We start from the raw sequence: 26,925 nt of genomic DNA on the forward strand, positions 1-26,925 counted from the left end.
ATGTCTAAAAGTCAGAGCAAGCAAGTCAGCAAGTCCCAAACGGCGGACAGTAGTGACGTTTATGAGGAAAGTTTCATTCCTTATATCAATAAGTGGGGGAGAAGGACCAACCTCCTCGCGGTCGCGCTCTCATTGGGGCCGGCAGTGGCTCTGCTGGTCGTCTTCGATATTCTCCCCACTACAGCGGCGATCGTCGGAGCTTTCGCTTCGGTCGCACTCACGTTTGGCTGGGCTTGGTTCATTGAACCGTTGTCGTATTACCCGGTGCTGGGTATTCCTGGGACGTATATCGCCTTCCTGTCGGGGAACATCTCAAACCTTCGCTTGCCCTGTGCTGCAGCGGCCCAAGAGGCTTCAGACGTCGAGACAGGAACGCCCCAAGCGAGTATCATCTCGACAATAGCGATAGCTGCTTCGGTCATCGTCAATACGGCCATGTTGGGGATCGGTGCGGTCGCACTCGTCTCAGCCTTTCAGGCACTCCCCGAACTGTGGAAAGGCGCACTCGAATCGTACCTGGTACCGGCGGTTTTCGGTGCTATCTTCGCACAATTCGGAAGAGATTACCCAAAGGTTGCTGGTATCGGGTTCACGATAGCGTTGATTATGACGCTACTGTTGGAGCTTGGATATCTGGCCTTCCTGCCGAGTTACCCTCTGTACGCGGTGATAATCGTCTCCGTATTCGGCACGACGTTCATCGCCCGCTGGATGTGGCACCACGACATGATCTCAGCGCCCGACGAGGCAAACGAATAACGTAGATACTAGCGCCACGAACGAGTACATATCATAAGTTACCAATGACAACGAAGATGCACCTCCCAACGGAACAGGAACTCATCGATCTCCGGCGTGAATTCCACAAATTCCCGGAGCCTGGGTGGCGTGAGTTCTGGACAACGGTCAGAATCGTCGAAGAACTCGAACACTTGGGTGTCGACCAGATTCACATTGGGGCTGACGCACTCGATCCCGACGAGCGTTTGGGGGTTCCGGACGAACAGGAACTATCTGATTGGCTCGAACGAGCGGCATCTCGGACGGACCGAACCGATGTGCTTGAACAGGTCGCAGGCGGCCATACTGGGGTTGTCGCAGTCGTTAATTGCGGTGACGGCCCGACAGTAGGGCTTCGCGTTGATATCGATGCGCTCCCTATCACCGAATCGTCCGACGCGAACCACAAGCCGGCTGCCGAGGGATTCCGCTCCGAGAATGAGGGGTTTATGCACGCGTGTGGCCATGACTCACACATCACATTCGGCTTAGGGACGCTCCAGACAGTCCTCGAAAGCGACTTCAGCGGTACTTTCAAGCTCTTTTTCCAGCCGTCAGAGGAACTCCTCGGGGGTGGGAAAGCGATGGCCGCCGGACCACATATCGACGATGTGGACTACCTGATCGGAACACACGTCGGGCTCGATTATCCGACTGGGACCGTGACAGCGGGCCTCGACGAGGTGCTTGCCTTCTCACGTTTCGATGTCTCCTTTACCGGCGAATCTGCTCACGCCGGGTTAGCGCCCAATGAGGGCCGCAATGCGGTCCAAGCACTTGTGGACGCCACGAGCAATATCTACGGGATTCCGCGTCACAGAGACGGTGCCACTCGGGTAAATGTTGGCGAACTCAGGTCCGACAATGCCTCCAATGTGATCGCCAGTAAAGCGACTGCGACAGTCGAAGTGCGTGGGGAATCGGATGAGTTGATGGAGTATATGCGAGATTCTGTTCGCCGACACATCGACTCAGCGGCAGAAGCGCACGACTGTGAGGCCGAGACGTCACTTATTGGAGAAGCGATCCGTGAGGACAGCGACGAAGAACTGGTTGATCTTGTCGACGAGATAGCAGGCGATGTTAATGGAGTTTCTTCAGTGCGCCGACGTGATAGTTTAGGTGCCAGCGAGGACGTGACCTATCTTATGCGGGCTGTCAAAGAGAACGGCGGGAAAGCGACGTACGTCGGAATCGGCGGTGGCAATCCCAGTGGACATCATACACCTACGTTCGATATTGAGGAAGATTGCCTGCTGATCGGTGTCTCGGTACTCTCAGAACTCGTTCTTGACCTTCTTTCATGAACCAGGCAGAGGGTTAAATTTACCGAGGTCCTCTTGTGGGGTCGTCGGATGACGTACCTGCAACCCATACGGCCGAACAATAAAAAAACAGCTGCAATAATCGGCAGAATACTGCAAATTATCGACATAGGTTCTGATCCCTCAACAAGCGGAGGAAGTTCAGAATGAAAGCCACCACAGACGCCGAATACGACGGTAGCGATGTTCTGGCCGTTACTGATCGTAGATCCACCGGGGTCGATGAAATAAAAAAGAGGTTCAAATTAGCGTTGATGCTGCCGGTGTGAATTTCACCGACGTCGAACAGCAGTGGGGAAACTATCGGAAGGTCCGTCCCAACCGTTCGTTCCCCGTCTTGAAGCCGCTGAGGCCGTCACCGTAGCCGCCGTTCATCCGAAGACGGGGATATTCCTGCCCAAACTTCCGTTGCCTGCCGACGGCATCACTGGCGTGGTTGTTAGCGCTGTCGTCTTCTTCACTGCCAATCAGATGGCCACGCCGTCGGTGGCACAGGAACCTGAGACGGCGGGCTAGTTGTACCTCGCCCGGAGCGAATATTTCGAGAGCTAAAGCGCTGAACCTCGATGTTCTCGATCATTTTCAGTCACGCCGACTTGGGAAACCTCCAATCTTGGTTGCACTCCTTCGGTCGCTGGTACAATGCTCCAAACTAAACAATATCGCCTGTCTGGAACACTCCGTATGTTGCTTGGTCGGTCATCTCTTCCGAGATGTGTCGTTGATCGAGTATACCTTTTGTCGAGCATCACCGTATTTTACCCGTGACGTGATCTCATCGATCTCTTCAAGCTTATTCAGTGCTGATCTGACTGTCCGGCCAACAAGAGTGGTTTTCTCTACGAGTTCTTTCTGTGTGAGATCTCCTTCGTATTGGAGTGTCTTGAAAACCAATTTTGCGCTTATCGTGAGCTCTTCTACACCTCTCTCTTGAGAGTCACGTATCTCGGATTTCTGCGTCATCAATTCCACTTTCCCGTCTGAGGGTACTTTGTGATACCGGTTCCCAGCCTGAGCCGTATCCACCCCATCGTACAGACGATCACCATTCGAGAAACGGGTAGAAACGCGTCTCACACCATGTAATCGGCGTCTACAGTGTAATTTCGGCCATGGTGGCCGAACGCTATCGACCCCTTCGTGTATCGAGTGCGATGCATTCATACGCTGTATTCAGTAGTGATACGATATCGTAAACAGGTGAGATATCGCACTCCTGCATAACCGAATTATAATACATGTACTTGTGTTATTAATGTCTCACACCCATCGGTATTTACAGCCGTATACATTTGTGTATTCGAAACTCGAAAACACAGTTTTCCGCGGCTGTGTCGAATTACTGTATGCCGAGAAGGTTACTGCTTTGGGCTTGGCTGCTTTCAGACAAGCCACTCAACGCAATTTCGCGGCGCCCACGGAGCCACACGCGATGTTGTAGGACATAGAGTGGAAATGTCGGGATCACAGAATGACTGAGAAGACAGCGACCGAACTAACCGAGACGACTGACGAAACCGAAGTGGTATCACGCTGTAGAGGCGGCAGTCGGCTCGTTCCACCGCGTCCGCAAGTCCGTCATTGAGGCTGCTAACGCCGCACAGAAGGTTGCAGCTGTGACCGACGGCCGTGCCGAAAGGTCCATCAGATTGTGTAAATAGAGGCCATGGTCGATAGCTTGGTGTGACTACAGCGACTATCACCAGATAACCATGTTCGTGTTCTGTTCAAGCTACAACATCGGGGCGACCGAATCGACATAATTGGATCACTTCTAGGGGTTTTATTTCAGTAACGGCAGTTGTTTGACCATGGCACGCGATCCAGGTGTTGGAAGCCATTCACCTGTCGTCCGCGTCTCGGCAGACGCGGCACGAATAAACCACGAACCGGTGGTGACCGCGGCGCGGGATGCGACCGACGCCGTTTCAGTCCGTCAGACGGGGCCGTCCGGCATCGCGGGTGACGGGCCACTCTTCATGGCATCGCTCGAACGGCGAACCGCGTTCTTTCACGACCCGCCATTGTCGAGTATTCCGCCGCTCGTCAAAAGCATCGAAGGTGGCCTCCTGCCCACCGACGATGCAGACGCTGTCGTTAAGCACGATCCACAGACAACGACACTTCCTTTACCAGACACAGGGCCAGTGTCAGTAGGGCACCGACTCGTGTTGGGTCCCTGTGGCTGGGTCGACCCGCTTGACCCTGCCCAGCATACCTTTGTCTCGACGTCCACGACGGCCGAAACGGTGGCGGATGTCGGTCTGATCGGCCGTGGTCGGGGTGATGCGGCCGCCGACAACCCGGTTGTCGACGTGTGGGAGACCGCACGTACGGCCGACGGTGACCCGGTCGTCGTCGTCAACGCGAACGAGACACGGGAGGAACAATGTGCCGACAGGACACTGCTTGCCGCCACGCCGATGACGATCCTTGATGGCGTCGCGGTGGTGGCCGAGTACGTCGGCGCTGAGGACGCCGTCGTCTACCTGAACGAGGCAGACTCCCCGCTACACCGGCATCTGCAACGGGCCGTCGACGCCGCCGCCGAAACGCTTCCGGTCGTCCCCCAACTGGTGGCCGGTCCCGACGAGTATCGGGCGGGCGAACCGACGGCGGCGCTCGAAGCACTGGAGGGCGCAGACCGCATCGAACCGCGGCTCCAGCCGCCGACGCCGGCCGAACGCGGGCTCTACGGCCGACCGACAGTCATCCACACCCCACGGACCTTCGCTCACGTGCACCGACTCCTCACCAACCCAGATGCCTACGACTCGGATGCTCCCGACCCTGGTACTCGACTCGTCACCGTCACCGGCGACGTGGCGAACCCGGCGACCGTCGAATTGGGGTCCGGCGGGAGCCTCGCCACGGTACGGGAGGCAGTCGAGATGGACGGCGCGTTCAAGATGGCCTGCGTCGGCGGCGTTCTGGGCGGTATCACCCGTGACCTCGACGTTGCCCCGACCGCACAGTCCTTGCGCGCCGCCGGTCTCGGCACCGACGGCATCGTGGAACTGCTCGCCGACGACCGTTGTGCGCTGGCGACCGTCGGCGAGCGAGCGCGGTTCGCCGCCACGGAGAACAGCGGTCGGTGCGTCCCCGGCCGCGAGGGGACCAAACAACTCGCCGAACTCCTGCGCGAGGTGTACGACGGGTCGTTCGACACCGAGAAGATACGCGAACTGGGGCGGGTGATGCGCCGGTCCAGCAACTGTCAGGTCGGCGCGCACGCGCCCCGGCCCGTGACCACCGCCATCGAGGAGTTCGAACCGGAGATTCGCGCACACGCAGACGGCCACTGTCCGGCCGGCACCTGTACGGAGCAACTATGAGTACCGACGAGACACTCCCCGGCGTTCCCGACCTCACCGATCCACAATCGGAGACGCCGGTCACGGCCGAGTTCGAGACCGGCACCGCCAACGACCCCGACGTGGGGACGACTGGCGACGCACCGACTACCGTTACCGTCGACGGCGAACCCGTCACCGTCCCGCCCGGGTCGACGCTCGTCGACGCCATGGAAGCGGCGAGTGGCGTTTCGGTCGACCCCGGCGCCGACGGCCTCGAAGACGCCGACGTGCCCGCGCTCTGTTACTACGACCGCGAGGGCGACTGCAGCGACGAGGTCGGCCCGCGGAGCGAATGCCGCACCTGCATGGTCGAGACGGACGAGCACGGCCTCGTCCCCTCCTGTTCGTTCCCCGCCGAAGACGACCTCGACGTGCGGACCGACACGCCCGACGCCGAGGAGGCCCGGAGCGTCAACCTCGACCTGGTCCTCTCGAACCACAATCTGCGGTGTACGACCTGCAACGGCAACGGCCGATGTGAACTGCAGGACGCCGCCATCAGCGAGGGCGTCGACCACCCGCGCTACGGCGTCTTCGACGAGCGAGACCAGTACGAACCTATCGACGACACGTCGTCGTTCATCCAGATCGACCGCAACAAGTGCATCCTCTGTAACCGGTGTGTTGACGCCTGCAACGACGTGCAAGTCGAGGGCGTCCTCCGCATCGAGGGCCACGGCGAGGACACCCGCATCGGCTTCCAATCGGATGCCGAGACCATGGGCGATTCGGAGTGTGTCTCCTGCGGGCACTGCGCCACAGTCTGTCCAACGGGGTCGCTCACCGAGAAGGGTATCGGCGGGGCCGCGACGCTCCCGCTCCCCGGATTCACCCAACGCAACTCCGTCGGGAAGGTCATCGAACACGAGGACGTCGAGACCATCGACGACACGACGGCACCGAACCGCACCTTCGGGGCCGCCAAACCGCTCGACGGCGACAAGAAAGGGCTGGCGAAGTTCGTCTCGAAGGCCAAGCGCAACGCCGGCGACCTCGCGAAGCAGTTCGGGAACGAGGCGTTCCTCGCGGCGGAACACACCGCCGAGAGCATCGCGGCGAACACGCTCCCGGAGGGCCGCCTGTTCGACGTGGCCAGCATGGTGAGCAAGTACCGCCTCGGAAAGATAGACAAGCAGGAGACGACCTGCGGGTTCTGTGCCGTCGGCTGCCGGTTCGAGATGTGGGGCAAAGACGGGACTCGCTGGGCGTCGTCCCCGTCGACGACCCCGATACGGCGCCGGCTAACAACTTCTCGACCTGTGTGAAAGGGAAGTTCGGCCACGAGTTCGCCAACAGCGAGAAGCGCGTGACCGAGCCGTTGGTCCGCAACGACGACGGCGAGCTCGAAGCCGTCGAGTGGGACGAGGCGTTGGATTACGTCGCCGACCGCCTCACCGAGATTCAGGACGAGCACGGTATCGACGCGCTTGGCTGTCTCGCCTCCTCGAAGGGGAGCAACGAGGAAGCGTACCTCGTCCAGAAGTTCGCCCGGCAAGTGCTGGGGACGAAGAACATCGACAACTGCGCGCGCCTCTGTCACTCCTCGACCGTGGCGGCGCTCCAGCAAACGGTCGGGTACGGGGCGATGACCAACCGCATCAACGAGGACATCGGCGAGGCCGACGCCTACCTCATCAGCGGGTCCAATACGACTGAGTCTCACCCGGTGCTCGCGACCCGCATCAAGCAGAACGTCCGCGACGGCGCGGACCTCGTCGTGTTCGACCCCGAAAAGTCGGTATCGCCGAACACGCCGACCAGTACACCCGCACGAATCCAGGGTACGACGTGGCGTGGCTCAACGGCCTGATGCGCTACATCATCGAGAACGACCTGCACGATACGGCGTTCATCGAGCGCAACACGAAGAACTTCGAAGAACTAGAGGAGAAGGTGCAGGCGTTCACGCCGGAGAAAGTCGAGGAGTTGGCCGGGGTCTCTCCGGACGAACTCGCCTCGGCCGCCGAGACGCTGGCCGAAGCCGACACCGTCGTCTTCGGCTGGGCGATGGGGATGACCCAGCAGTCCCACGGCACCGAGAACCTACTGGCGATGGCCGACCTCGCGCTGTTGCTCGGCCAACTCGGCAAGCCCGGCGCGGGCCTCTCGCCGTTCCGGGGCCAGAACAACGTGCAGGGCGGCGGGGCGACATGGGGACCCTCCCCGGGAGTCTCCCGGGGTATCAGGACCCCGCCGACGACGAGGTGGGCGAGAAGTTCGCCGAGGCGTGGGCGAGCGCCCGCCCGAGGAACCCGGGCTGAAAGTGCCGGAGATGCTGGCCGAAGCCCACGAGGGCAACCTCCGTGGGATGTACGTGGTCGGGGAGAACCCGGCGTTGTCGGAACCGGACATCCAGCACGCCGCCGAGGCGCTGGAGGATCTAGAGTTCCTCGTGGTGCAGGACATCTTCGTGACGGAGACGGCCGACTACGCCGACGTGATTCTGCCGGCGGCGACCTCGCCGGAGAAACACGGCACGTTCACCAACACGGAGCGGCGCATCCAGCGGGTGCGTCCGACGGCGGAGCCGCCGGCGAGGCCCGACAGGACTGGGAGATTACGCAGGCGCTGGCGAACCGTCTGGGCTACGACTGGGACTACGACCATCCACGCGAGGTGATGGACGAAATCAACTCGCTGGCACCCATCTACGGCGGCGTCACGTACGAGCGCCTCGAAGCGGGCGAGGAACACGGGCTGCAGTGGCCGTGCTGGGACGAGGACCACCCGGGGACGCCGTACCTCTACGACTACGAGGAGGGGAACTTCAACCACGACGATGGCCTCGCTCGATTCGTCCCCGCGGACGGCGGCCATCCCGGTGAAGTTCCGGACGAGGAGTTCCCGTTGACGCTCACGTCGGGACGCGTGCTGTACCACTGGCACACGGGCCAGATTACGCGGCGCGTCGAGGGCTGATGAGCCACGTTGGGGAGAGTTTCGTAGAGATTCACCCGACACCGCTGACCAGTTGGGCGTCGCCGACGGCGAGTACGTCCGGGTAGAGTCCCGCCGCGGGTCCATCGTCGTCAAAGCACAGGTCACCGACCGCGTGGGCCGGGGACGCTGTTCATCCCGATGCACTTCGCCGCGGGCGCGGTGAACAAACTCACGGCGAGACGTTCGACCCCACCGCAGGGATTCCAGAGTACAAGGTATCGAGCGTCCGCCTCGAACCGCTCGGTCCGGAGACGGACGAGGCCGTCCTCCGGACGCCCGACGCCGGAGCGGGAAGCGTGGCCGGCGACGACTGAGATAGGGTTCCTAGATTAGATCGAACGCGGAGGTCGCTAAAACAGTCGATCCATTTTATTCGGCGTCTGACTCCGCCGTCGTGCCGCCACAGACGAGTACGGGTCGGTTCGTCCCGAGAATTACTTCCTGGGTGACGCTCCCGAACAGTGCTTTGCCGGTAGGGCTTCGCTTTCGTCCACCGACGCAAATCTGGTCGACGTCGTACTCCTCGGCGTAGACGAGTATCTCGTCTGCAGGGGCCCCGCTCGACTCGAGTAGTTCAACGTCGACGCCGAGGTCTTCGAGGTGTTCTTTGGCTTCCCGTACCGCTTCGACCTGACCGACTGACGCTCCCTCCGGGTTGTCGCCGAAGACGTGCAAGAGATATGCTTCCATCTCTTGCCCCGACTGAACCATGTCTTCGACTGCGGCAATCTGCGCGTTGGCCTGTGGTAGTGGTGTGTCTAATGCAATCAGTTCTCGAAGCATACGACGTCTATATCTCCAAACATACTTATAACCTCCGCGTGGTGCCGAATATCTGCTCGTCTGATCCCTCAACCGCCCGGAAGGAAGACGGGACAGTCGAATTCCCTGCGCTATCTATCTCGCTGTGCCGGAAACAGTTGGACGCGGTCAACGATCGGTTCATCCATCGACAGTTCCATCTCGACGTCGGTCTCGGTCCGCTCAATTTCGTCAAACCCGATATTCTCGTAGACAGTAATCGCTCGATTGTTTCCACACGAAACGTTGAGCGTTAGTCCGTCGCGGTCTTGGTCGTCCGCGTGTGCGATGAGGTGTTTGAGCAATTCCGAACCGATACCTCTGTTTCTGACGGATTGATGGAGGAAGATCACGAGTTCGGGCGCAGAGGCCGACGCGGGAACGGCCGCAGCGTGGCCAATGATTCGGATGTTATCTTCGACCACGAGATTCAATCCTCTCTCGACGAGCGACGAGACCCAGCTCTCTATCTGTGACCGCGTGGCTGGCGGAATTCCCTGCGTCCGACTGTAGCTGTCGAGGTCGTTGTACATGTCGACGATGGCGTCGAAGTCTGCTGGCTCGAAACGACGGGCGATTCGGGGGACGCCCTCCTTGTCGACGAAGCGGGGACAGCGCGGTGGACAGTGTTTGGTCCCTTCACACGAGGAGTTATCCCATCCGGTACAGACTGAATCTGTTTCTTCGACGTTGCCAATCATGTGATGGTGTAACACGACAAAGGATGTATAAATTGTGCCGAATCCCATCGGGTGAGAACGGTCGAGGCGGACTATGAAACCGTTAGTCCCACTCGGGATCTCGCTTCTCGACGAACGCGTTCAATCCTTCGTCGAAGGTGTCGGACTTGCTTGCCATGCGAATCATGTCTCGTTCCAGTTCGAGATGATCGTCAAGTTGCGATTGGAACGCGCTGTCGACCAACGTCTTGATTTTCCCGTACACGTCTGTCGGCCCCATTGCAAGCCTATCTGCTAGCTCGGATATTTCGTCGAGAAACTCTGTGCGTGACCCAGTGATAATACGATCTGTTATGCCGAGACTCTTGGCTTCGGCGGCCGATATCGGTCGTGGATCGAAGAGAAGGTCGCGTGCTTGGTACGGACCGACGGCACGCGTGAGGAAGAAAGGTGTCGCGTTATCGGGGGTGAGGCCGATACGTGCGTACGCTGTGTCCAACGACGCCGGCTCGTGCATGACGACCATATCACAAGCGAGGGCGAACCCGAGACCACCACCGGCAGCAGTCCCCACGATGGCGGCGACGACCGGCGCATCGAGTGACCGAAGTTCCCGAATGAATCGGTTCGACGCCGCCGCAGTGTTGTCTATTTTCGGTGGGCGGAGTTCCTGTGGCGTTTCCTGTACATCTGTTAGGTTTGCCCCGACAGAGAAATCACTCTCTCCGTAGAGAACGAGACACTGTACGTCGTTTCGCAAGTCGGTCACCGCCTCGGTGAGCGCGTCCACGCTCGTTGCGGTAAACGAGTTCACGTCATTCTCATCGGCTTCCATCACGAGCCACGCGACACCGGTGTCGGTGTCGATGTCTGCCCGGACATCTTCGTGGTATCGTCGAGTCTCCCCGTCGGTCTGGTCTAAAGTCACGGCTATCGAACTCCCAGATACGTTTCGAGCACGTCTTGGTCGTCGAGTAACTCGTCAGCGGGTGCTGTCAATTCGATATGGCCGGTCTCGAGCACGTATGCTCGGTCGGCTAACTCTAGAGCTAAGTGTGCGTTCTGTTCGACCAGAAGTATGGTCATCCCTCGCTCGTTCAACTGTTCGATCATGTCGCTTACGTCGTCAACGATTTGTGGTGCGAGGCCTTCTGACGGTTCGTCGAGTGCCAGCACTTCGACTGGCGGACCGACGAGCGACCGAGCGATGGCTAACATCTGCTGTTCGCCGCCACTCATCGTGCCCGCCCGCTGGCCCCGTCGTTCGTCAAGACGATCGAAACTGTCGTAGACATCCTCGATACTGAACGTCGTGCCCCGGTTGGATCCTTCGTTGTCGGCTTTGACTCGGTTGGCTATCTGGAGGTTTTCGGCGACAGTCAGGTCGGGGAAGACGCGGCGGTCCTCGGGTGTCCAGGAGATTCCGCGCCGCCGAATCTGGTTAGGTGGAAGGTCCTGAACGTCGTCCCCGTGGAGTCGGACCAACCCGTCTTTCGGGGGTGTGACGCCCATTATCGTCCGGAGCGTGGTGGTCTTCCCGGCGCCGTTCCGGCCGATGAGGGCGACTATCTCGCCCTCGTTGATGTCTAACGAGACGTCGTGGAGGACGTGGCTCGGTCCATAGTACGTGTCGACGCTGTCAACTTCGAGTACCGTCATGCCGTCTCACCCCCGAGATACGCCTGTTGGACACGCTCGTCTTCCTTTACGGTTTCTGGTGGCCCGGCGGTGAGTAACGACCCGTTCTCCATCACGGCGAGCCGGTCGGCGACACGCATGACGACGTCCATGTCGTGTTCGACGATGACGATGGTGATGTCCTCGGCGAGGTCCTCGACGAGTTTGCGCGTCTCGACGGTCTCGTCGGGGCTCATTCCCGCAGTTGGTTCGTCCATCACGAGGATGTCGGGGTCACAGGCCAGTGCGATGCCGATTTCGAGGTGGCGTTGCTGCCCATGGGCGAGCGAACTGGCCGGTTCTCGTGCGATGTCGAGGAGGTCGAGCCGTTTCAGCACGTCCCTAGCCGCGTCACGCGGACCCGGTTCGTCGTCGTGATGCCGAAGCAATGCCCCCGGAGACAGTTCCGTCTGCTGTGCCTGTGCCGCCAGTCGAACGTTTTCGAGCGCGGCCAGGTCGGGGAAAAAGTTCGTTATCTGAAACGAGCGTGCGAGCCCTTGCCGAACGATCTCCTGAGGCTCGAGCCCGTCGATTCGGCTCCCACGTAGTTCGATGTGTCCTTCTGTCAGCTCGTATCGGCCGGTGATCAGATTGAACAGCGTCGTCTTGCCAGCCCCGTTGGGGCCGATAACGGCGGTCACCTCGTCTTCACGGATATCGAGCGTGACCTCGTCTACAGCTCGGATCTTCCCGAACTCTTTCGAGACACTGTCCAACGCCAAGAGGGGCGTTACCATACGAACAACAGGCCCTTACGCGTATAAAAATCTATCTCTGTCCGTAGAACTCAGGTATAGTGGCTATCGCACTGCTTGGCGGAACCGTAACATATATTCATGCAGTATGCGTTCGTCACCGTATGCCATCAGAGAGCATGCCCCACGAGAAGCGTAGCGAGCAGTACAGCCGTCGGAAGTTCCTCGCAGGAACCGGCGCCGTCGCGGGAACTTCGATTGCTGGTTGTATTGGCGGCGGTGGTGGCGGGTCAGACACAGTCAAGATCGGGTTCGTGCTGCCCTTCTCCGGGACGTACTCGTTCCTGGGCGAGAGCATCGTCAACGGGGTGAAGCTCCGTCTCGACCAGCAGCTGGGTGGTGAAATCGACGGGCGAGAGGTTGAATATGTCCGACAGGACACCGGCGCGGACCCGGCGACGGGAGCGTCTATTACACAGGAGTTCCTCCAGTCGGAGAACGTCGATTTCATCGTCGGACCGGTCTCCAGTGCCGTTGCGGGCGCGATGAAGCCCGAGATAGCTAGCGCCGGTAGCGCCATCTGGCTGAACGCCAACGCGGGTAACTACAAACTCGTGCAGGACAGCTGCACGAGGTATCACTTCCGCACCTCCTTCAACACGTGGCAGACGAGTGCACCGCTCGCCTCTTACGTCAAGGACAACATCGCGGACAACGTCGTCCTCTCGTACGCGAACTACACGTTCGGACAGCAGTCGAAGAACCTCTTCCAGGAAGCGTTCGAAGAGGCCGGTGGAACGGTCGTTGACGAAATCGGCGCGCCACTCGGGACATCCGACTACTCGTCGTTCCTCCAGGAGATAGAGAACAGCGGTGCCGACACCGTGTTCTCGTTCTTCGCCGGGAGTGACGCCGTGAACTACATCAAGCAGTTCAGTTCCTTCGGACTCAACGAGAAGATGACTCAGACCGGAAGCGGCTTCCTCTTGTCGGCGGACACGCTTCCGGCGCAGGGGAAGGCGGCTCTCGGGATGTACTCGCTCTTGCACTACACACCGACGAAGCAGTCCGACCGCAACCAGGCGTTTGTCGACGCGTACTCGGAGCAGTACGATACGACCCCGAACGTGTACGCGTGTCAGGGATACGACTCCGGGCTCGCAGCCGAGATGGCCGTCAAGGAAGCAGGTGGCACCGATACCGACAGTATGGTTAGTGGTCTCGCCGGGAAGGAACTGAACAGTCCGCGCGGCTACTTCAAATTCAAATCTACTACGCACGATCCGATTATGGACATGGATATCCGCCAAGTCGTCGAAGCGGACGGCGGCGGCGTCCAGAACGAAGTGGTCGAAACGCTGTCGCAAGTCGAAGGCCCAACGTGGGGGTGCAGCCTGTAACATGGTCCTTGACGGAATAGCGAAAACCGCGCTGCTCGGCGTCGAGATGGGCATGACACTCGTGCTCGTCACTGTGGGGCTGACGCTGATATTTGGTATGATGGATGTCATCAACTTCGCCCACGGGTCGCTATACATGCTCGGGGCGTACTTCGGCCTCGCTGTCGTCTCGGTGACCGGAAACTGGTGGGCAGCACTCTTGATCGCACCGTTATTGGTTGGTCTCCTCGGAGGTCTCATTGAATTCTTCTCGATACGCCCTCTCTATGGTCGGAACCCGCTCTATCACATCCTCCTGACGTTCGGGTTCGCCATCATGCTCCACGGGTTGGTGACAGAGATCTGGGGCGGGCAGGTGCAGAACATTTCGACTCCTGCGCTCCTTGACGGATCGGTGAATCTGGTATTGTTCTCGTACCCACTGTTTCGGCTGTTCCTGCTGGGTGTGAGCATCGCTGTTACGGCCGCGTTGTGGCTGGCGATTCGCCAGAGTGACTTCGGTATCGTTATGCGCGCAAGCGCGCACGACTCGGAGATGGTGAACGCCCTCGGGACGGACGTCAAGCGGGTGTTCACTGCCGTATTCGTCCTCGGTTCGGTGCTCGCCGGATTGGCAGGTGTTCTCCTCGGAACTTCCCAAGCGGTTGATCCGGGAATGGCCGCGAGCATCATCATCCAGGCGTTCGCCATCGTCGTCATCGGAGGGCTCGGGAGTTACCGTGGCGCCGTCGTCGGCGCATTCATCGTCGGGATGCTCAATGCGTTCGGGCCGACGTTCGCGCCGCAGTTCACTGACGCCCTCCTGTATCTGTTGATGGCAGCCGTCTTGCTTGTGAAACCGGCTGGGCTGTTCGGCAACCCGGAGGCGACGTGAGATGAGCGTCAAGGACATCGTCGGCAGACATTTCTCTGCGCACGCAGAAACAGACGTCCTCAGCGGTCGAGTCCGACTCGGCCTGTTCGCCGCTGGCGTCGTCGCTGTGCTGTTCGCTCCGGTGGCACAGATGGTTCACCCGTTTTGGATGGACCTCGTGACACATATGTTCATCTTCGCGCTGTTCGCACTCAGTCTGGATTTCGTCTTCGGGTATGCCGGGCTGCTCTCGTTCGGCCACGCGGCCATGTTCGGAGCCGGCGGCTACGCTGTTGCGTTGTTGATACAGAATGTGACCTCCAGCGCATTACTGGTCCTGCCAGCGGCAGTTATTGTCGGCGCCATTGTTGCGGCGATTATTGGGTGGTTGAGTGTCTCTGCGCGTGGCATCTACTTCGCCATGCTCACGCTGGCGTTCGCCCAGCTGTTCTACACGATAGCGTTCAACGACATCCCGGCGATGTTGCTCGGCGTTGACGCCGTGACAAACGGAGACAACGGACTCGTCGGCATCACCTCACTGACACTATTCGGGATGGACACCGGTTCGCTCATGTCGTACTACTACCTCGCGCTCGTGATACTCGCGGGGATGCTGGCATTGGTCACTCGACTCGCAAACTCGCCGTTCGGCCGCGTGCTACAGGCTATCCGCGAGAACGAGGACCGCGTCGCGTTCATCGGCTACAACGTGGACCGGTACAAGATTGTTGCGTTCACGATAAGCGGTGCGATGGCAGGACTGGCGGGCGGACTCTGGGTGCCGTTCAATAGTACCGCCACCACGTCGATGCTCCACTGGACGACCAGCGGTGAACTGATCGTGATGACGCTGCTGGGAGGGATGGGGACGCTCTGGGGCCCGATAGCCGGTGCATTCCTCGTCGTGTTCCTCGAAGATTCGCTCTCAGCCATCGGCAACTGGGAGATTTACCTCGGTATCGTCTACATCGTCATCGTCATTTTTGCGCCACGTGGACTAGCCGGTATCTTCCAGACGGTCCGGTCGAACCCCCACCCGAAAGTCTTGTTGAGCAGGGTGCGGAGCGCACTGGTGACCTACAGAGAGAAGGTCTTCTCCTAACCCCTACATTTTATATCCGACGGCAGAGTTTGGGATTGTATGCCAGACACGAAGGTGCGAGACCTTTCTGCGGCGATCGGGATGATCGAACCGGGGAGTTCCATCGCGATGGGACTCGCCCTCGAACACGCGATTCCATTCGCCGCTGGGCACGAACTCATACGTCAAGGGATCGACGACCTGACACTGGTCGGTCCTATCAGTGACCTCCTGTTCGATCAGTTGGTGGCCGCAGACTTAGTCGACAGGGTTCGGGCCGCGTGGGTCGGGAACGTGAGTGCTGGCACCGGCTACAACTTCAGACGGGCCGTCGAAGATGGCGACCTTGAGGTTGAGAACCACTCGAACTTCAGCATCGCGCTGTCGCTGAAGGCCGGCGCGATGGGTGTCCCGTATCTTCCGACGCGGTCGTTACTCGGGAGCGACATATTCAGAGAGAGCGATCGCTTTCGTGAGGCCGAAGACCCGTACTCGGGTGATCGACTGGCTCTCGTTCCGGCCATCCGGCCGGACTGGACGATCGTACACGTCCAGCGGGCGTCGCCATACGGCGACGCTCACTTCTGGGGCAACTCCGGAGTAACGTTCGAAGGCGTCGACGCTGCGGAGAACACGCTCGTCGTCGCCGAGGAAGTCGTTAACCCCGACGTGATAAAGAGCGACCCCAGCCGCACCGCGATAACCAGAGAGTCAGTGACTGCGGTCGCGGAAGTACCGTACGGTGCCCACCCGTCCCCACTCGCGGGCCGGTACAACCGGGACAACGAGTATTACGTCGACTATGCCGAGCGGACGAACGACCGGACGGACGCCACAGACTGGTTGGAGGAGTGGGTCTATTCCGTTCCAGATCGGGCGACGTACATGGAAAAAATCGAGTGTGTCCTGAGTGTCTCTGAGCGGACCGTGGCCGCGGAGGTGGAGTATGGACAGTGAGGCGTACACGGACCGGGAACTGATGGTCGCTGCTGCGGCACGTGAAATCGACGACGGTGACGTCGCGTTCGTCGGGATGCGACTGCCGCTCATCGCGTTTCAGGTCGCGGTTAGCACGCACGCCTCGAACGCGCTCTCTGTGTTCGAGAGTGGCGTCGTGCGTGACGACCCGGCGGACGGGTTCCTGCACACGATGTGTGACCTTCCGAACCTCGATCACGCCGTCTCGACGACGAGCATGATTGACATCATGTCACGCCTCCAGCGAGGTGACATCGATGTCGGGTTCCTCGGCGGCGCGGAGATAGACCGCTACGGGAACCTGAACACGACCCGGGTCTCGACCGGGTCTCGTCAGATCCGTCTTCCGGGAAGCGGCGGTGCCTGCGATATCGCCTGTCTATCCCAGCGGACGGTGATTTTGATGCCTCACGAACCACGTCGGTTCGTGCAGAACGTCACGTACAACACGAGTCCCGGCCACGGCGAGGGCGATGACTGGCGTGAACGCGAGTCGGTGGCGGGTGGCGGTCCGGAAACGCTCGTCACGACGAAGGCCACGTTTGGCTTCGACAACCACGGGGAGATGTACGTTGAGTCGCTCCATCCGGGCGTCGGTGTTGACGATATCGTTGACGACTTCCCGTGGGACCTCAGGACTGCCAAAGACGTAACCGGCGACGCTGTGGGACGAACCGATCCGCCATCGCAGACGGCACTGGACCTGATCCGAGAGTTCGACCCTGACGGCTTCTGGACTCGCTGAGTCGGTCTTCGGGTAATGTCTCTGATAAATGGTGTCAATTACCGAAACAAACAAATATGATGTTCCACATTATCTGACTGAGAGATGCAGCAGAACGTACCCGAGTCATGTCTGCCCGACGCAGCGTACGGCCCGGAACCAGTCAATGCGCTCCCCGAGACTGACTATCCGTCCCACATCAACGTGGCGGTGGAGTTAGTCGACAAGCACGTTGAGGAGGGTCGCGGGGACAACGTCGCCATTCGGTTCCGAGACCGAGGAATCACGTATAGTGGCCTCCAAAAGAAGGTCGACCGGTTCGGGAACGCGTTGCAGGACCTCGGCGTTGAACCGGGAGACCGGGTGCTCGTCCGATTCCCGAACCGACCGGAAGCCATCGTCTCCTGTCTGGCCGTCCAAAAAATTGGGGCGATTCCACAGCCCTCGATGAAACTGCTGCGAGCCAAAGAGCTCACACACATCCTCGACGACGCCAAAATCAAGGTCGCTATCGTCTACGACGACCTGCTGGACGAGCTCGAAGATGCCGTAGATGCCGTTGACTGCGTCGAGGAGATCGTCGTCGTCGATGACGTCGGTGTCGAGCACGACCACCCGAGTTACGGGTCACTCATCGAGAATGCGAGCGAGGATCTAGAGCCCCACGACACGGAAGCGACGGACCTCGGGCTAATGCTGTACACCAGCGGAACGACCGGCCGCCCGAAAGGCGCTGTACACTCGCATTCTGCCATTCTCGCAACGGCAGACGGGTACGCACGATACTGCATCGAACCGACGGAGGAAGATGTCTTCGGTGGGAATCCGCCGCTGCCATTCGCGTACGGGTACGGTGATCTCGTCACGTTCCCCCTCCGATTCGGCGCCACTACCAGTCTCGTGCAGGATGCAACGCCAGAGACGCTTCTCGAAGCTGTCGAGGATCACGGAATCTCCGTGTTCTGCTCTGTCCCGACCGCGTACAATCAGATCCTCTCGAAGTTCCCGGACGGACACGAAGAGTACGACGTGAGTTCCCTCCGCCTTGGACTGAGTGCCGGTGAACCGCTGGCGCCGCACACGTTCGACGAGATCAACGAAAAATACGGAATCGATGTTCTCGATGGAATCGGTACGACGGAGATGCTCCACATCTTCATCTCTCATCGCCACACGGACGACATCGACCCTAGTGCGACGGGATTCGCAGTTCCGGGCTACGAAGCAAAGATCGTCGATCCGAAGACAGGTGAGGAACTGGAACGCGGGCGGTCCGGCCAACTCGCGGTCCGCGGCCCGACGGGTATTACGTACTGGAACCGTCCGAAAAAGCAGAGCGAAGCTGTGGAAGACGGCTGGAGCTTCCCTGGCGATATCTTCGTCCAGCGCGAGGACGGCCGGTTCGAGTACCAATCGCGCGAGGACGACCTTATCATCTCCAGCGGATACAACATCCCTGGCCCGGAAGTCGAGATGGTCCTCGAAGAACGGGAGGCCGTACAGGAGGTGGCCGTCGTCGGTGTACCCGACGAGGAACGCGGCGAGATCGTGAAAGCGTACGTCGTTCTGCACGAAAACTACGAGGGAAGTGATGAACTGGTCACGGAACTCCAGAATCACGTCAAGAACACGCTCGCACCCTACAAGTATCCACGCGCGATCCAGTTCCTTGGCGAACTGCCCCGCACAGAGACGGGCAAAATACAGCGGACGAAGCTTCGAGAGCGAGAACAGACTGCATAGCTACGGGGCTGTGCCGGTCTGAAGCAGACCGGAATGATTGCTGTATCGTGGCAAGACCTCTCCTTCCGATCGGTACCCGTAGCGATAGTCAGCAGATACCTTCGTCAGTGTCGATTGTCTCATACAGATGTACACTGTGCTCTAATAGTGATTCTCCCCTATCATTTACAGAGGGCGAAAACAGAACTGTTTACATTATAAATCACCAAGAATAGGATTTAACCACAATGTGAGAATTGTTGTTATTATAGTATGTCTTTGATGATACGGGCCGTGTTGGTTCCTATACTTGGCAAATGAGCGAAAAGACATTACGCTTCAGCGATAATAACTGGTGTACATGTGTTATGCCCGGGCCAACTCGATCACGGTGTCAGTGCTTCGATAATCGAGGGGACGTGTAGTCATCTCCTGATGGAAATAACGAGTGTACTTGTGTGATTGTTTCCTGCTGGTACGAGAGTTCGCGGCGGGACTGGCCGATTCCATAATAAAATTTATGTTTGTCATTCGTTCACACCCAACATATATCTCGCACATTTGGCAACTTGGGATCTGATTTCGAGGGGCACGGCATGCAGTTGCATTGTACATAGATGGCGTTTACGATTACTGTAAACAGGTTAGCTGAAGACCCTTCCCGGTAGCTCTGATTCGAGACCACAATGTGGGAGAAGGAATCCCTATGGACCCTCGTTAGACCTGAGCTTCAGGTCTGAGCGAGGCTTGGCAACGCAGGTCAGCACGTACCCTTCTTTTTTTTCACTGGCAGAGAGAAACATTGCTTCTGTCTGCTGGACTTCTCCTTCCTCGAGAAGAAGCGCACTACAGACACCACAGACTCCCATTCGACACTGGTACGGCAATTCGAGACCTGCTTCGTCAGCTGCTTCGAGAATCGTCTGCGTTTCGGGGACCTCTATCGATCGTTCGAGATCGACGAACTCGACTGTATGCGTCGTAACCATCGTTATAGCTTGCACTCGTAGACGTGTTCGATCGGTTCGAAGTCGAGTTCTTCGTAGATCGACATACCCTGTTCGTCGCCCTCGATCACGTCGACGCGACAGAAATCGATCCCTCGTGGATGGTCTCGGAGCCAGTCGGCAGCCGCCTCGAGTAATTGCTGTCCGATACCTGATTCACGATGTTCCTCTAACACGAAGTGGCCGTTGATGTACCCGTGATCTTCCAGACGGAATATCGGATGGTCACCGACAACTCGCACCTCGAGAACACCAACGAGATTGTCGTCTAATTCGGCGACGAAGACTGTCCCGTACTTCGAATCGAGGAGCTGATTCTCGAAGTACTGAAGCCAACGTTCGTCAGCCTCGTCTTTGTGTTGGTATCGGTCGTCGTAATTCGAGAGGTAATCGGTGAAACCGTGCCAGAGTTCGATGAGCTCGGTACCATCTGCTTTCTCAGCCTGCCTAATCTCGGCTTCCATAACCCCCTATAGAAACCCCTTAGATAAAAAATTCCCTCCTCGCTACGGATGATTCGTCAGATTCTGGGAAAGGCTTATATGTTATCGCTCGAATATCACGGTGTATCGAAATGTCCGTAGACCCAGCCACACTCTCTGAAGAAGAGTTCAAGGAACAGCTACAGAACGGGAAGATGGTCGAATCGGAAGCGGAGATGACTGAAGGATACAAAGAGGCACTGAAGCAAATCCTGCTGGTTTCGGCCGACACCGAATTGATGAGCGCGCCGGCGTACTACGAGCAGTCGCTCAACGCTCCGAGTCTCGACGCACGGGCTTCGTGCGTGAGCGTCATCCAAGACGAACTCGGGCACGGCCACATTGCCTACCGCCTGCTGGAAGACCTCGGCGAGGACCGAGAGGATCTGATCTTCAACCGCGAACCGCACGAGTTCCGCAACACGTACGGTTTCGACCAGCACATCGACAACTTCGCCGAACTCGTCTGTGCGCACGGCCTGTTTGACCGAGCGGGGATCACGCTCCTAGGCGACATCCACGAGAACACGTCCTATGCTCCGTGGAAACGCGCACTGACGAAGGTGTCCAAAGAGGAGCAGTTCCATCTCCGTCACGGTGAGACGTGGATGCGCCGCCTTGCCAACAAGAACGAGACAACCAAAGCAAAGGTCCAGGAAGCCGTCGACTGGATGTTCCCGATCGCGCTGGAATGGTTCGGGCTCCCCGACGACAAGAAGCGTCACGACGACCAGCTCGAATACCGTATCAAGGGGAAATCGAACGACGAACTTCGGCAGGACTGGTTGGACCGGACGGTTCCCTTCCTCAACGAAATCGACATCGAGTTCCCCGCACACTACGACGAGGACACCGACGAATACGTCATCGACTACGAGTTCCCGGTCGCGTTCGACGAAGAGAACAAAGAGTGGCTCTTCGACGAGCCGATCTCGTGGGACGATGTCATCGACCGTTGGCGGGCGCGCGGACCAGCGAACGAGAAGTACGTCAACCTGATCCAGTCTGGCAAAGTCGACGTGATGCCCTAACCGCTGTACTATGAGCAAGAGTTCGAAGACGGAAATCGACGAGATGGGATTCGGTCCGTTCGACATCGGTCCTGACGGTACCGAGTCCGAACTGGAACAGGCAGTCTGGGCGAACCTCGACGAGATACCGGACCCACACATTCCGCTGAGTCTGGTCGAGATGGCGATGATATATGACGTCGACGTGGACAGAGACGGAGTTGCCCAGATCGACGTTTCGTTTCCCTGCATGGGGTGTCCAGCGTACGAGTTCATTCACGACGACATTCGGGGATGCCTCCGGACGATGGACGGGATCACCGACGTCGAAATCGACGTAGTTTGGGAGCCCGTGTGGACCAAAGACATGCTGGACGACGAGGCGCGCGAGAAACTCCGAGAATCGGGGATTGCACTATGAAATACGAAGTATTCGCACGCATTAGACCAGGAGAGGAACTGATCCACGTCGGCAACGTGGACGCACCGGACGACAAAATCGTGAAGACGTACGCACGGACGACGTTCGATGAAGAGGACTGGGACCGGATGATCGCCGTCCCAAGAGCTGAGATTGTCGAAGTAGCGGGCAAACAGAAGGCGGAATCACCGCCCAGGAGCACACAATGACTGAGAACTGGAGTGACGACGCTGTCGAGTATGTACAGGCAATCGCCGACACGAAACTCATCCTCTCGCATCGATATGCGGAGTGGATGCTTTCGGGGCCGGTGCTAGAGGACGACATTGCAGGTGCGAGTGCCGCCCAGGACGAGATCGGTCACGTCCGACAACTGTTCGAGAAGCTCTCCAGCCACGGTCGCGCCCTGTCGTGGTTGCAGGGTGACCGACCGCCCGAGGAGTTCGCTAACGCCGCCTGCCTCGACGACGAATTCGACTCGTGGGTCGAGTTCGTCACGGTCGCGGATTTGACTGAGCGCGCCGCTTGGTATCTCATCGACTCCATCGTCCACGATGACTTCACTGGCCTCGGCGAGCGCATCGGACAGGACGAGTACTTCCACTTGGAGCACCTAGACGGCAGTCTCGAACGTCACGCCGACGAGAACACCGAAGAGGTCGAAGCCGCACTCGAAGCGGCGGTCCCGGGCGTACTCGCGTTCATCGGACCGGCAACGCTCGACGCCGACTCGGACCCGCTCGTACAGTCGGGCTTCACTGACAGGTCGGTCGTCGACGTCCGTGACGGGTTCAAAGCGCAGTACGAGTCCATCTTCGAGGACACCGACGTCGACATTTCGGTGGCCGACTGGGACGTACCCGACTCGGACGAATGGGACAGCACGCGCCGCCGAGTCGGCGAGGGACACATCCGCTCCGAACTGGTCGACGCGTTGACCGGCGTCAAGAACGCGGAGTTCGCACGCGCCTGACTCATGAGTGCATCTATGAACAACGAACCGGATGCGGAGAAACACCCGGAGTGCCCGTTCTGTGGGTCCCGAGACACAGAACAGGAATCGGCGTTCGGGTCGGAGATCTCCAAGAGCCAGTACTACTGCCACGGTTGCAACACGATGTTCGAGCGGCTCAAGTACGACGGGAAGTCACCCGACGACGGGCGGTAGTCCGCGACTGTGAATGGCGTGTGCGCATAGAGCACCTACTGTGCTATCGGGGCTATCAAGCTCCAAGAGCACAGTCTGATTCGACTCTTCTGTCCCACTTACCCAAAAAGTTTATATCCTATGCATGAGTTTTCGATAATGGACAATGGAGTCATTCGACCAGCTAGACCTAGAGTACTTCCAGACTGAAGTAGAGAACCACGTCGGTATCCTTCGGATCGACCGGCCGCCCGTGAACGCCCACAACATCGATGTCCTGCTCGAACTGCAGCGCGCCGTCGAAGGCGTTCGGTTCGACGACAATGTCCGTGTGTGCGTCTTCGGGAGCGCCAACGAGGACATCTTCTCGACAGGGTTCGACATCAACGATCTCCAAACAGAGGAAGCCCACCAGATCGGCTACGCCAGCCAGACCTCGAAGGAGATCATCATGAAGATGCGGACGACGGACACGGTCTTCATCGCCGCTGTCGACGGGCACTGCATGGGTGGTGGCCTCGAACTGGCCCTTGCCTGTGACTTCCGCTTCGTCGGTGACGACGACGACTACCGCGTCGGGATGCCTGAGGTCCACCTCGGCCTCATCGCTGGCGAGGCAGGGACGCAGCTCCTGCCCCGGTACATCAACCGCTCGGACGCACTCCGCATGATGATCACCGGCGAGGAACTCACGCCGCAGGAGGCCTACGAGAAGGACATCTTCGACGAGATCCACCCACCGGAAGATGTCGAGGACGCCGTCTTCGAGTTCGCCGAGGAGATTGTCGAGAAGCCCGCTGGTGCCGTCGGCCACAACAAGCTCGCCGTCAACGAGGGTCTCGAAATGCCGCTCTGGGATGCGCTCTCCCACGAGCGCGAACTTCAGAACGCGCTGCTCGGCTCGGATTCCGCGAAGGAGGGTGTCAACGCGTTCCTCGAGGACCGTGAACCGGACTTCGTCGGTGTCGAAATCGGCGAGAAAGAGGCGCCCGAGCCCCAGTCGGACGACTAACTACAGCGAGAGCGATTCAGTCGCGACAGTCGTCTGTTGAATCTCGGTGGTCCCACCGATCAAACTCAGTATTTTTGCGTCACGGAAGTACCGTTCGAGCGGGTAGTCCGTCCGGTACCCCTTGCCGCCGTAGATCTGCATCGCGTTGCGCGTGACGAACTCTGCGACGTCACTCGCGTAGTACTTCGCCTGACTCGATTTGCGTGTGTTACCACCCTCGTCGGCGATAGTCGCCGCCGACTCGTAGACGAGGTGCCGTGCCGCGTCGAGTCGCGTGTCCATCTTTGCCACGAGAACCTGGACCGCCTGATACTCGCCGATGGCGTTGCCACCCTGTCGACGTTCGCTGGCGTAGTCAACGGCATCCTCGTACGCGGCCTGTGCGATACCCGTCCCGATGGCACCGAGTCCAGTTCTCGCCATGTCGATGGTCCCCATCGCGATGCGGAAGCCCTGCCCGACCTCGCCGAGGAGTGCGTCCGAATCGACGTGGACGCCTTCGAGCGTCGAATCGCCGGTGACGTGTCCGCGCATCCCCATGAACTCCGCCCGGTCGAACACGAACCCGTCTGTGTCGTCTATCGACGGCACGAGGAAGACGCTGACACCGTGGGAATCCGAGGGCTGCGGTTGCTTGCGCCCGACGACGAGATGGACGTCGGCGACGCCGGCGTTCGTCCCAAAGGACTTCTCGCCCGTTAGGCGGTACCCGTCGTCACTCTCTTCGGCGACAGTCTCGAGCTCTGTCGGCGAACTCCCCGCCCCGGGCTCCGTGAGCAACATCGCCCCGACGGATTCGCCTGCCACCATCTCCGGGAGCCAATGTTCTTTCTGTGTCTCCGTGCCGTGACGTGCGATCGGGAGTGCGGCGAAGGTGTGGCCCTGTATAGTCTCGGCGACTGCACCGCTCGCGCGCGCGACTCGTTCGACTGCGAGCGCGTACGAGACGAAGTCAGAGTCCAGCCCACCGTACTCCTCCGGCAGGAGGATGCCGAGGAGACCAGCATCGCCGGCGGCCTCGATGACATCTCGTGGGAACTTGTCGTTCGATTCGATCTCCTCTGCACGTGGTTCTACGACATCGCGCGCGAACTCGTCGGCGCGGTCTCTGATCTCACGGTGCTCCTCGGACAGCGATCGTTCTAGAAGCTGCATACAGGTTCACCTCGGCCCTGACGTATTAAGATTTCGCGGTCCGCTGTGGGTTGTACGGTCGACAACTCTACTCAGGGGGTGAAACTACCACCCCGTTACGCTCACATGTGCATCGGGAAGTGCTGAGGGCTCGTGGATTCGCGACGTTAGTCGCGACATCCCTAGTTCCAGAGAGTGGCGAAAAAGCCGGTCGTGGGATGGGACGTCCGTTACCGGTCGATGTTGACGTTGACGTTCTTCGCCTGCGTGTACTCTTTGATAGCCTCGGTCCCCTGTTCGCGACCGACGCCGCTCTCTTTGAATCCGCCGAACGGCGTTTGTGGGAACGTCTGTGGGTATTCGTTGATGCTGACCATCCCGTAGTCCAAGCGTGCTGCCGTGTCGTGGGCGCGGTTGATATTGTTCGTCCAGACGCCCGCGCTCAGGCCGAACGGAGAGTCGTTCGCGATCTCGATGGCCTCTTCGTCGTCGCTGAACTCGATGACCGAGAGGACCGGACCGAAGATTTCCTCGCGCGCGATGGTCATGTCGTTCGTCACGTCAGTGAACACCGTCGGTTCGATGAAGTAGCCCCGTTCCTTGTCCTCGGGGATACCGCCGCCGGTCGCGACCGTCGCTCCCTCCTCGATACCGGTCTGGATGTAGTCGAGCACCTCTTCGCGGTGGCTCTCGCTCACTGCGGGACCCATCCGGCCGTCGTCGTCGATACCGCTGCCCAGCGGCGTCGCCTCTGCGCGGTTCACGACCCGTTCGACGACTTCGTCGTGGATGTCCTCGTGGACGAGCAGGCGCGACCCAGCCCAGCACATCTGGCCGCAGTTCATGAAGATGCCGTAGTGGACGCCCTTCGACGCAGCTTCGAGATCGGCGTCGGGGAAGACCATGTTCGGCCCCTTCCCGCCCAGTTCCAGCGTGACGCCAGTCACGTTGTCCGCGGCCTCCGACATGATGTGCTTCCCGACGCCGGTACTACCGGTGAATGCGACGTGGTCGACCGCCGGGTCGGAGACGAGTGCGCTTCCAGCCTCAGATCCTCTGCCCGGAATGACGTTTAGGACGCCGTCGGGGAGGCCGGCTGCTTCGGCAGCTTTCGCGTAGTAGAGTGCAGTCAGTGGCGTCGTGTTCGATGGTTTGAGAACAGCCGTGTTACCGCACGCGAGCGCCGGCGCGAGACTGCGACCCGCGAGCTGGAACGGGTAGTTCCACGGCGCGATATGCGCAGTGACTCCGAGCGGCTCCTGCAGCGTGTAGTCGAGTCGGTTTCCGGGGACCGGAATCGTCTCGCCCGTCAGTTTGTCTGCCCAGCCGGCGTAGTAGCGGAACGTGTCGACCACCATGTCGACGTCGAGGCTGGCTTCGAACGGCGTCTTGCCGTTGTCGTGGGACTCAACGAGACCGATCTCGTCGGCCATCGCCTCTATCTCGTCGGCCATCGTACGGAGGTACGCACCGCGATCGCTCGGGCTCATCGTCCGCCACTCCGAGCCGCGCTCGGCGGCCGCGTCCGCCGCGGCCACCGCGTGAGTGACGTCTTCAGCAGAAGCGCATGCCACCGTCGCATACGTCTCTTCGGTCGCTGGGTCGACCGTTTCTATCGTCTCGCCGTTTTCCGCTGCCGTCCATTCACCGTCGATATACAGCTCTGTCGGACCGTCGTAGCTCATACGTGGTTGACT

26 protein-coding genes and 1 pseudogene are annotated in these 26,925 nt (G+C 59.5%); 17 read left to right on the top strand and 10 right to left on the bottom strand.

Annotation, left to right across the window (positions count from 1 at the left end):
• The 3 genes from G9465_RS21800 to G9465_RS26170 all read left to right on the top strand — a co-directional run bounded on the left by G9465_RS21800 (position 1) and on the right by G9465_RS26170 (position 2,374).
• The gene (locus tag G9465_RS21800; protein ID WP_166974552.1) at positions 1–759 is read left to right on the top strand and encodes a hypothetical protein; all 759 of its coding nucleotides are present in this window, start codon (positions 1–3) and stop codon (positions 757–759) included.
• A 56-nt stretch (positions 760–815) separates the two neighbouring features.
• Positions 816–2,087, top strand: coding sequence for an amidohydrolase (locus tag G9465_RS21805; RefSeq protein WP_227015852.1), 1,272 nt, complete (start codon positions 816–818; stop codon positions 2,085–2,087).
• A 164-nt stretch (positions 2,088–2,251) separates the two neighbouring features.
• Positions 2,252–2,374: a hypothetical protein gene (locus G9465_RS26170; RefSeq protein WP_255492002.1), complete on the top strand. Its 123-nt coding sequence runs from the start codon at positions 2,252–2,254 to the stop codon at positions 2,372–2,374.
• Positions 2,375–2,804: 430 nt separating this feature from the next.
• On the opposite strand, the gene G9465_RS21810 is transcribed toward G9465_RS26170, so the two are convergent.
• Complete coding sequence (locus G9465_RS21810) at positions 2,805–3,068, bottom strand: MarR family transcriptional regulator (protein ID WP_193571769.1); 264 nt, start codon at positions 3,066–3,068, stop codon at positions 2,805–2,807.
• 848 nt (positions 3,069–3,916) lie between these two features.
• On the opposite strand from G9465_RS21810, the gene G9465_RS21815 reads away from it, so the two are divergent.
• Together G9465_RS21815 and fdhF are read left to right on the top strand one after the other, a co-directional pair.
• Positions 3,917–5,440: an NADH-ubiquinone oxidoreductase-F iron-sulfur binding region domain-containing protein gene (locus G9465_RS21815; protein ID WP_166974558.1), complete on the top strand. Its 1,524-nt coding sequence runs from the start codon at positions 3,917–3,919 to the stop codon at positions 5,438–5,440.
• A pseudogene (gene fdhF, locus G9465_RS21820) lies at positions 5,437–8,715 on the top strand (formate dehydrogenase subunit alpha). The gene G9465_RS21815 and the pseudogene fdhF overlap by 4 nt, the downstream one beginning before the upstream one ends.
• Positions 8,716–8,770: 55 nt before the next feature.
• On the opposite strand, the gene G9465_RS21825 reads toward fdhF, so the two are convergent.
• From G9465_RS21825 to G9465_RS21845, 5 genes are all read right to left on the bottom strand, one after another.
• Entirely contained in the window at positions 8,771–9,184 is a 414-nt protein-coding gene (locus G9465_RS21825; RefSeq protein WP_166974561.1) for a universal stress protein, read from the bottom strand.
• A 110-nt stretch (positions 9,185–9,294) separates the two neighbouring features.
• Entirely contained in the window at positions 9,295–9,903 is a 609-nt protein-coding gene (locus G9465_RS21830; RefSeq protein ID WP_166974564.1) for a GNAT family N-acetyltransferase, read from the bottom strand.
• Positions 9,904–9,985: 82 nt separating this feature from the next.
• Positions 9,986–10,810: an enoyl-CoA hydratase/isomerase family protein gene (locus G9465_RS21835; protein WP_227015853.1), complete on the bottom strand. Its 825-nt coding sequence runs from the start codon at positions 10,808–10,810 to the stop codon at positions 9,986–9,988.
• A 2-nt stretch (positions 10,811–10,812) separates the two neighbouring features.
• The gene (locus G9465_RS21840) at positions 10,813–11,541 is read right to left on the bottom strand and encodes an ABC transporter ATP-binding protein (protein ID WP_166974567.1); all 729 of its coding nucleotides are present in this window, start codon (positions 11,539–11,541) and stop codon (positions 10,813–10,815) included.
• The gene (locus tag G9465_RS21845) at positions 11,538–12,296 is read right to left on the bottom strand and encodes an ABC transporter ATP-binding protein (protein WP_166974570.1); all 759 of its coding nucleotides are present in this window, start codon (positions 12,294–12,296) and stop codon (positions 11,538–11,540) included. The genes G9465_RS21840 and G9465_RS21845 overlap by 4 nt, the downstream gene beginning before the upstream one ends.
• Before the next feature lie 122 nt (positions 12,297–12,418).
• Here G9465_RS21845 and G9465_RS21850 point away from each other — a divergent pair, with 122 nt between their 5' ends.
• From G9465_RS21850 to G9465_RS21875, 6 genes are all read left to right on the top strand, one after another.
• A complete protein-coding gene (locus G9465_RS21850) occupies positions 12,419–13,654 on the top strand; it encodes an ABC transporter substrate-binding protein (protein WP_227015854.1) in 1,236 nt (411 codons plus the stop codon).
• A gap of 1 nt (position 13,655) precedes the next feature.
• Positions 13,656–14,528, top strand: a complete 873-nt coding sequence (locus G9465_RS21855; protein ID WP_166974572.1) for a branched-chain amino acid ABC transporter permease — start codon at positions 13,656–13,658, stop codon at positions 14,526–14,528.
• Position 14,529: 1 nt separating this feature from the next.
• Complete coding sequence (locus tag G9465_RS21860) at positions 14,530–15,612, top strand: branched-chain amino acid ABC transporter permease (RefSeq protein WP_166974575.1); 1,083 nt, start codon at positions 14,530–14,532, stop codon at positions 15,610–15,612.
• Positions 15,613–15,651: 39 nt separating this feature from the next.
• Positions 15,652–16,548, top strand: coding sequence for a CoA transferase subunit A (locus tag G9465_RS21865; protein ID WP_166974578.1), 897 nt, complete (start codon positions 15,652–15,654; stop codon positions 16,546–16,548).
• The gene (locus tag G9465_RS21870) at positions 16,538–17,314 is read left to right on the top strand and encodes a CoA-transferase subunit beta (RefSeq protein ID WP_166974580.1); all 777 of its coding nucleotides are present in this window, start codon (positions 16,538–16,540) and stop codon (positions 17,312–17,314) included. Before G9465_RS21865 ends, G9465_RS21870 begins: the two co-directional genes overlap by 11 nt.
• Positions 17,315–17,398: 84 nt before the next feature.
• Positions 17,399–19,036, top strand: a complete 1,638-nt coding sequence (locus G9465_RS21875; protein ID WP_166974582.1) for an acyl-CoA synthetase — start codon at positions 17,399–17,401, stop codon at positions 19,034–19,036.
• A gap of 683 nt (positions 19,037–19,719) precedes the next feature.
• Here the strand turns inward: G9465_RS21875 and G9465_RS21880 are convergent.
• Complete coding sequence (locus G9465_RS21880; RefSeq protein WP_166974584.1) at positions 19,720–20,004, bottom strand: 2Fe-2S iron-sulfur cluster-binding protein; 285 nt, start codon at positions 20,002–20,004, stop codon at positions 19,720–19,722.
• 2 nt (positions 20,005–20,006) lie between these two features.
• On the bottom strand, positions 20,007–20,486 hold the full coding sequence (locus G9465_RS21885; RefSeq protein ID WP_166974586.1) for a GNAT family N-acetyltransferase: 480 nt from the start codon (positions 20,484–20,486) through the stop codon (positions 20,007–20,009).
• Positions 20,487–20,659: 173 nt separating this feature from the next.
• Here G9465_RS21885 and G9465_RS21890 point away from each other — a divergent pair, with 173 nt between their 5' ends.
• From G9465_RS21890 to G9465_RS21915, 6 genes are all read left to right on the top strand, one after another.
• Positions 20,660–21,535, top strand: a complete 876-nt coding sequence (locus G9465_RS21890; RefSeq protein WP_166975158.1) for a Phenylacetic acid catabolic protein — start codon at positions 20,660–20,662, stop codon at positions 21,533–21,535.
• A 10-nt stretch (positions 21,536–21,545) separates the two neighbouring features.
• Entirely contained in the window at positions 21,546–21,935 is a 390-nt protein-coding gene (locus tag G9465_RS21895; RefSeq protein WP_166974588.1) for a metal-sulfur cluster assembly factor, read from the top strand.
• Complete coding sequence (locus G9465_RS21900; RefSeq protein WP_166974589.1) at positions 21,932–22,144, top strand: phenylacetic acid degradation PaaB family protein; 213 nt, start codon at positions 21,932–21,934, stop codon at positions 22,142–22,144. Before G9465_RS21895 ends, G9465_RS21900 begins: the two co-directional genes overlap by 4 nt.
• A complete protein-coding gene (locus G9465_RS21905; protein ID WP_166974591.1) occupies positions 22,141–22,908 on the top strand; it encodes a Phenylacetic acid catabolic protein in 768 nt (255 codons plus the stop codon). Before G9465_RS21900 ends, G9465_RS21905 begins: the two co-directional genes overlap by 4 nt.
• Before the next feature lie 3 nt (positions 22,909–22,911).
• Entirely contained in the window at positions 22,912–23,103 is a 192-nt protein-coding gene (locus tag G9465_RS21910) for a hypothetical protein (protein WP_227015855.1), read from the top strand.
• A gap of 145 nt (positions 23,104–23,248) precedes the next feature.
• Entirely contained in the window at positions 23,249–24,094 is an 846-nt protein-coding gene (locus tag G9465_RS21915) for an enoyl-CoA hydratase/isomerase family protein (RefSeq protein ID WP_166974593.1), read from the top strand.
• Here G9465_RS21915 and G9465_RS21920 read toward each other — a convergent pair whose 3' ends face one another.
• Entirely contained in the window at positions 24,095–25,249 is a 1,155-nt protein-coding gene (locus tag G9465_RS21920) for an acyl-CoA dehydrogenase family protein (RefSeq protein ID WP_166974595.1), read from the bottom strand.
• Between the two features lie 209 nt (positions 25,250–25,458).
• A complete protein-coding gene (locus G9465_RS21925) occupies positions 25,459–26,913 on the bottom strand; it encodes an aldehyde dehydrogenase (protein ID WP_166974598.1) in 1,455 nt (484 codons plus the stop codon).
• Positions 26,914–26,925 lie beyond the last annotated feature (12 nt).

The organism is Haloarcula sp. JP-L23, assembly GCF_011602445.1.
GTDB lineage: Archaea > Halobacteriota > Halobacteria > Halobacteriales > Haloarculaceae > Haloarcula > Haloarcula pellucida.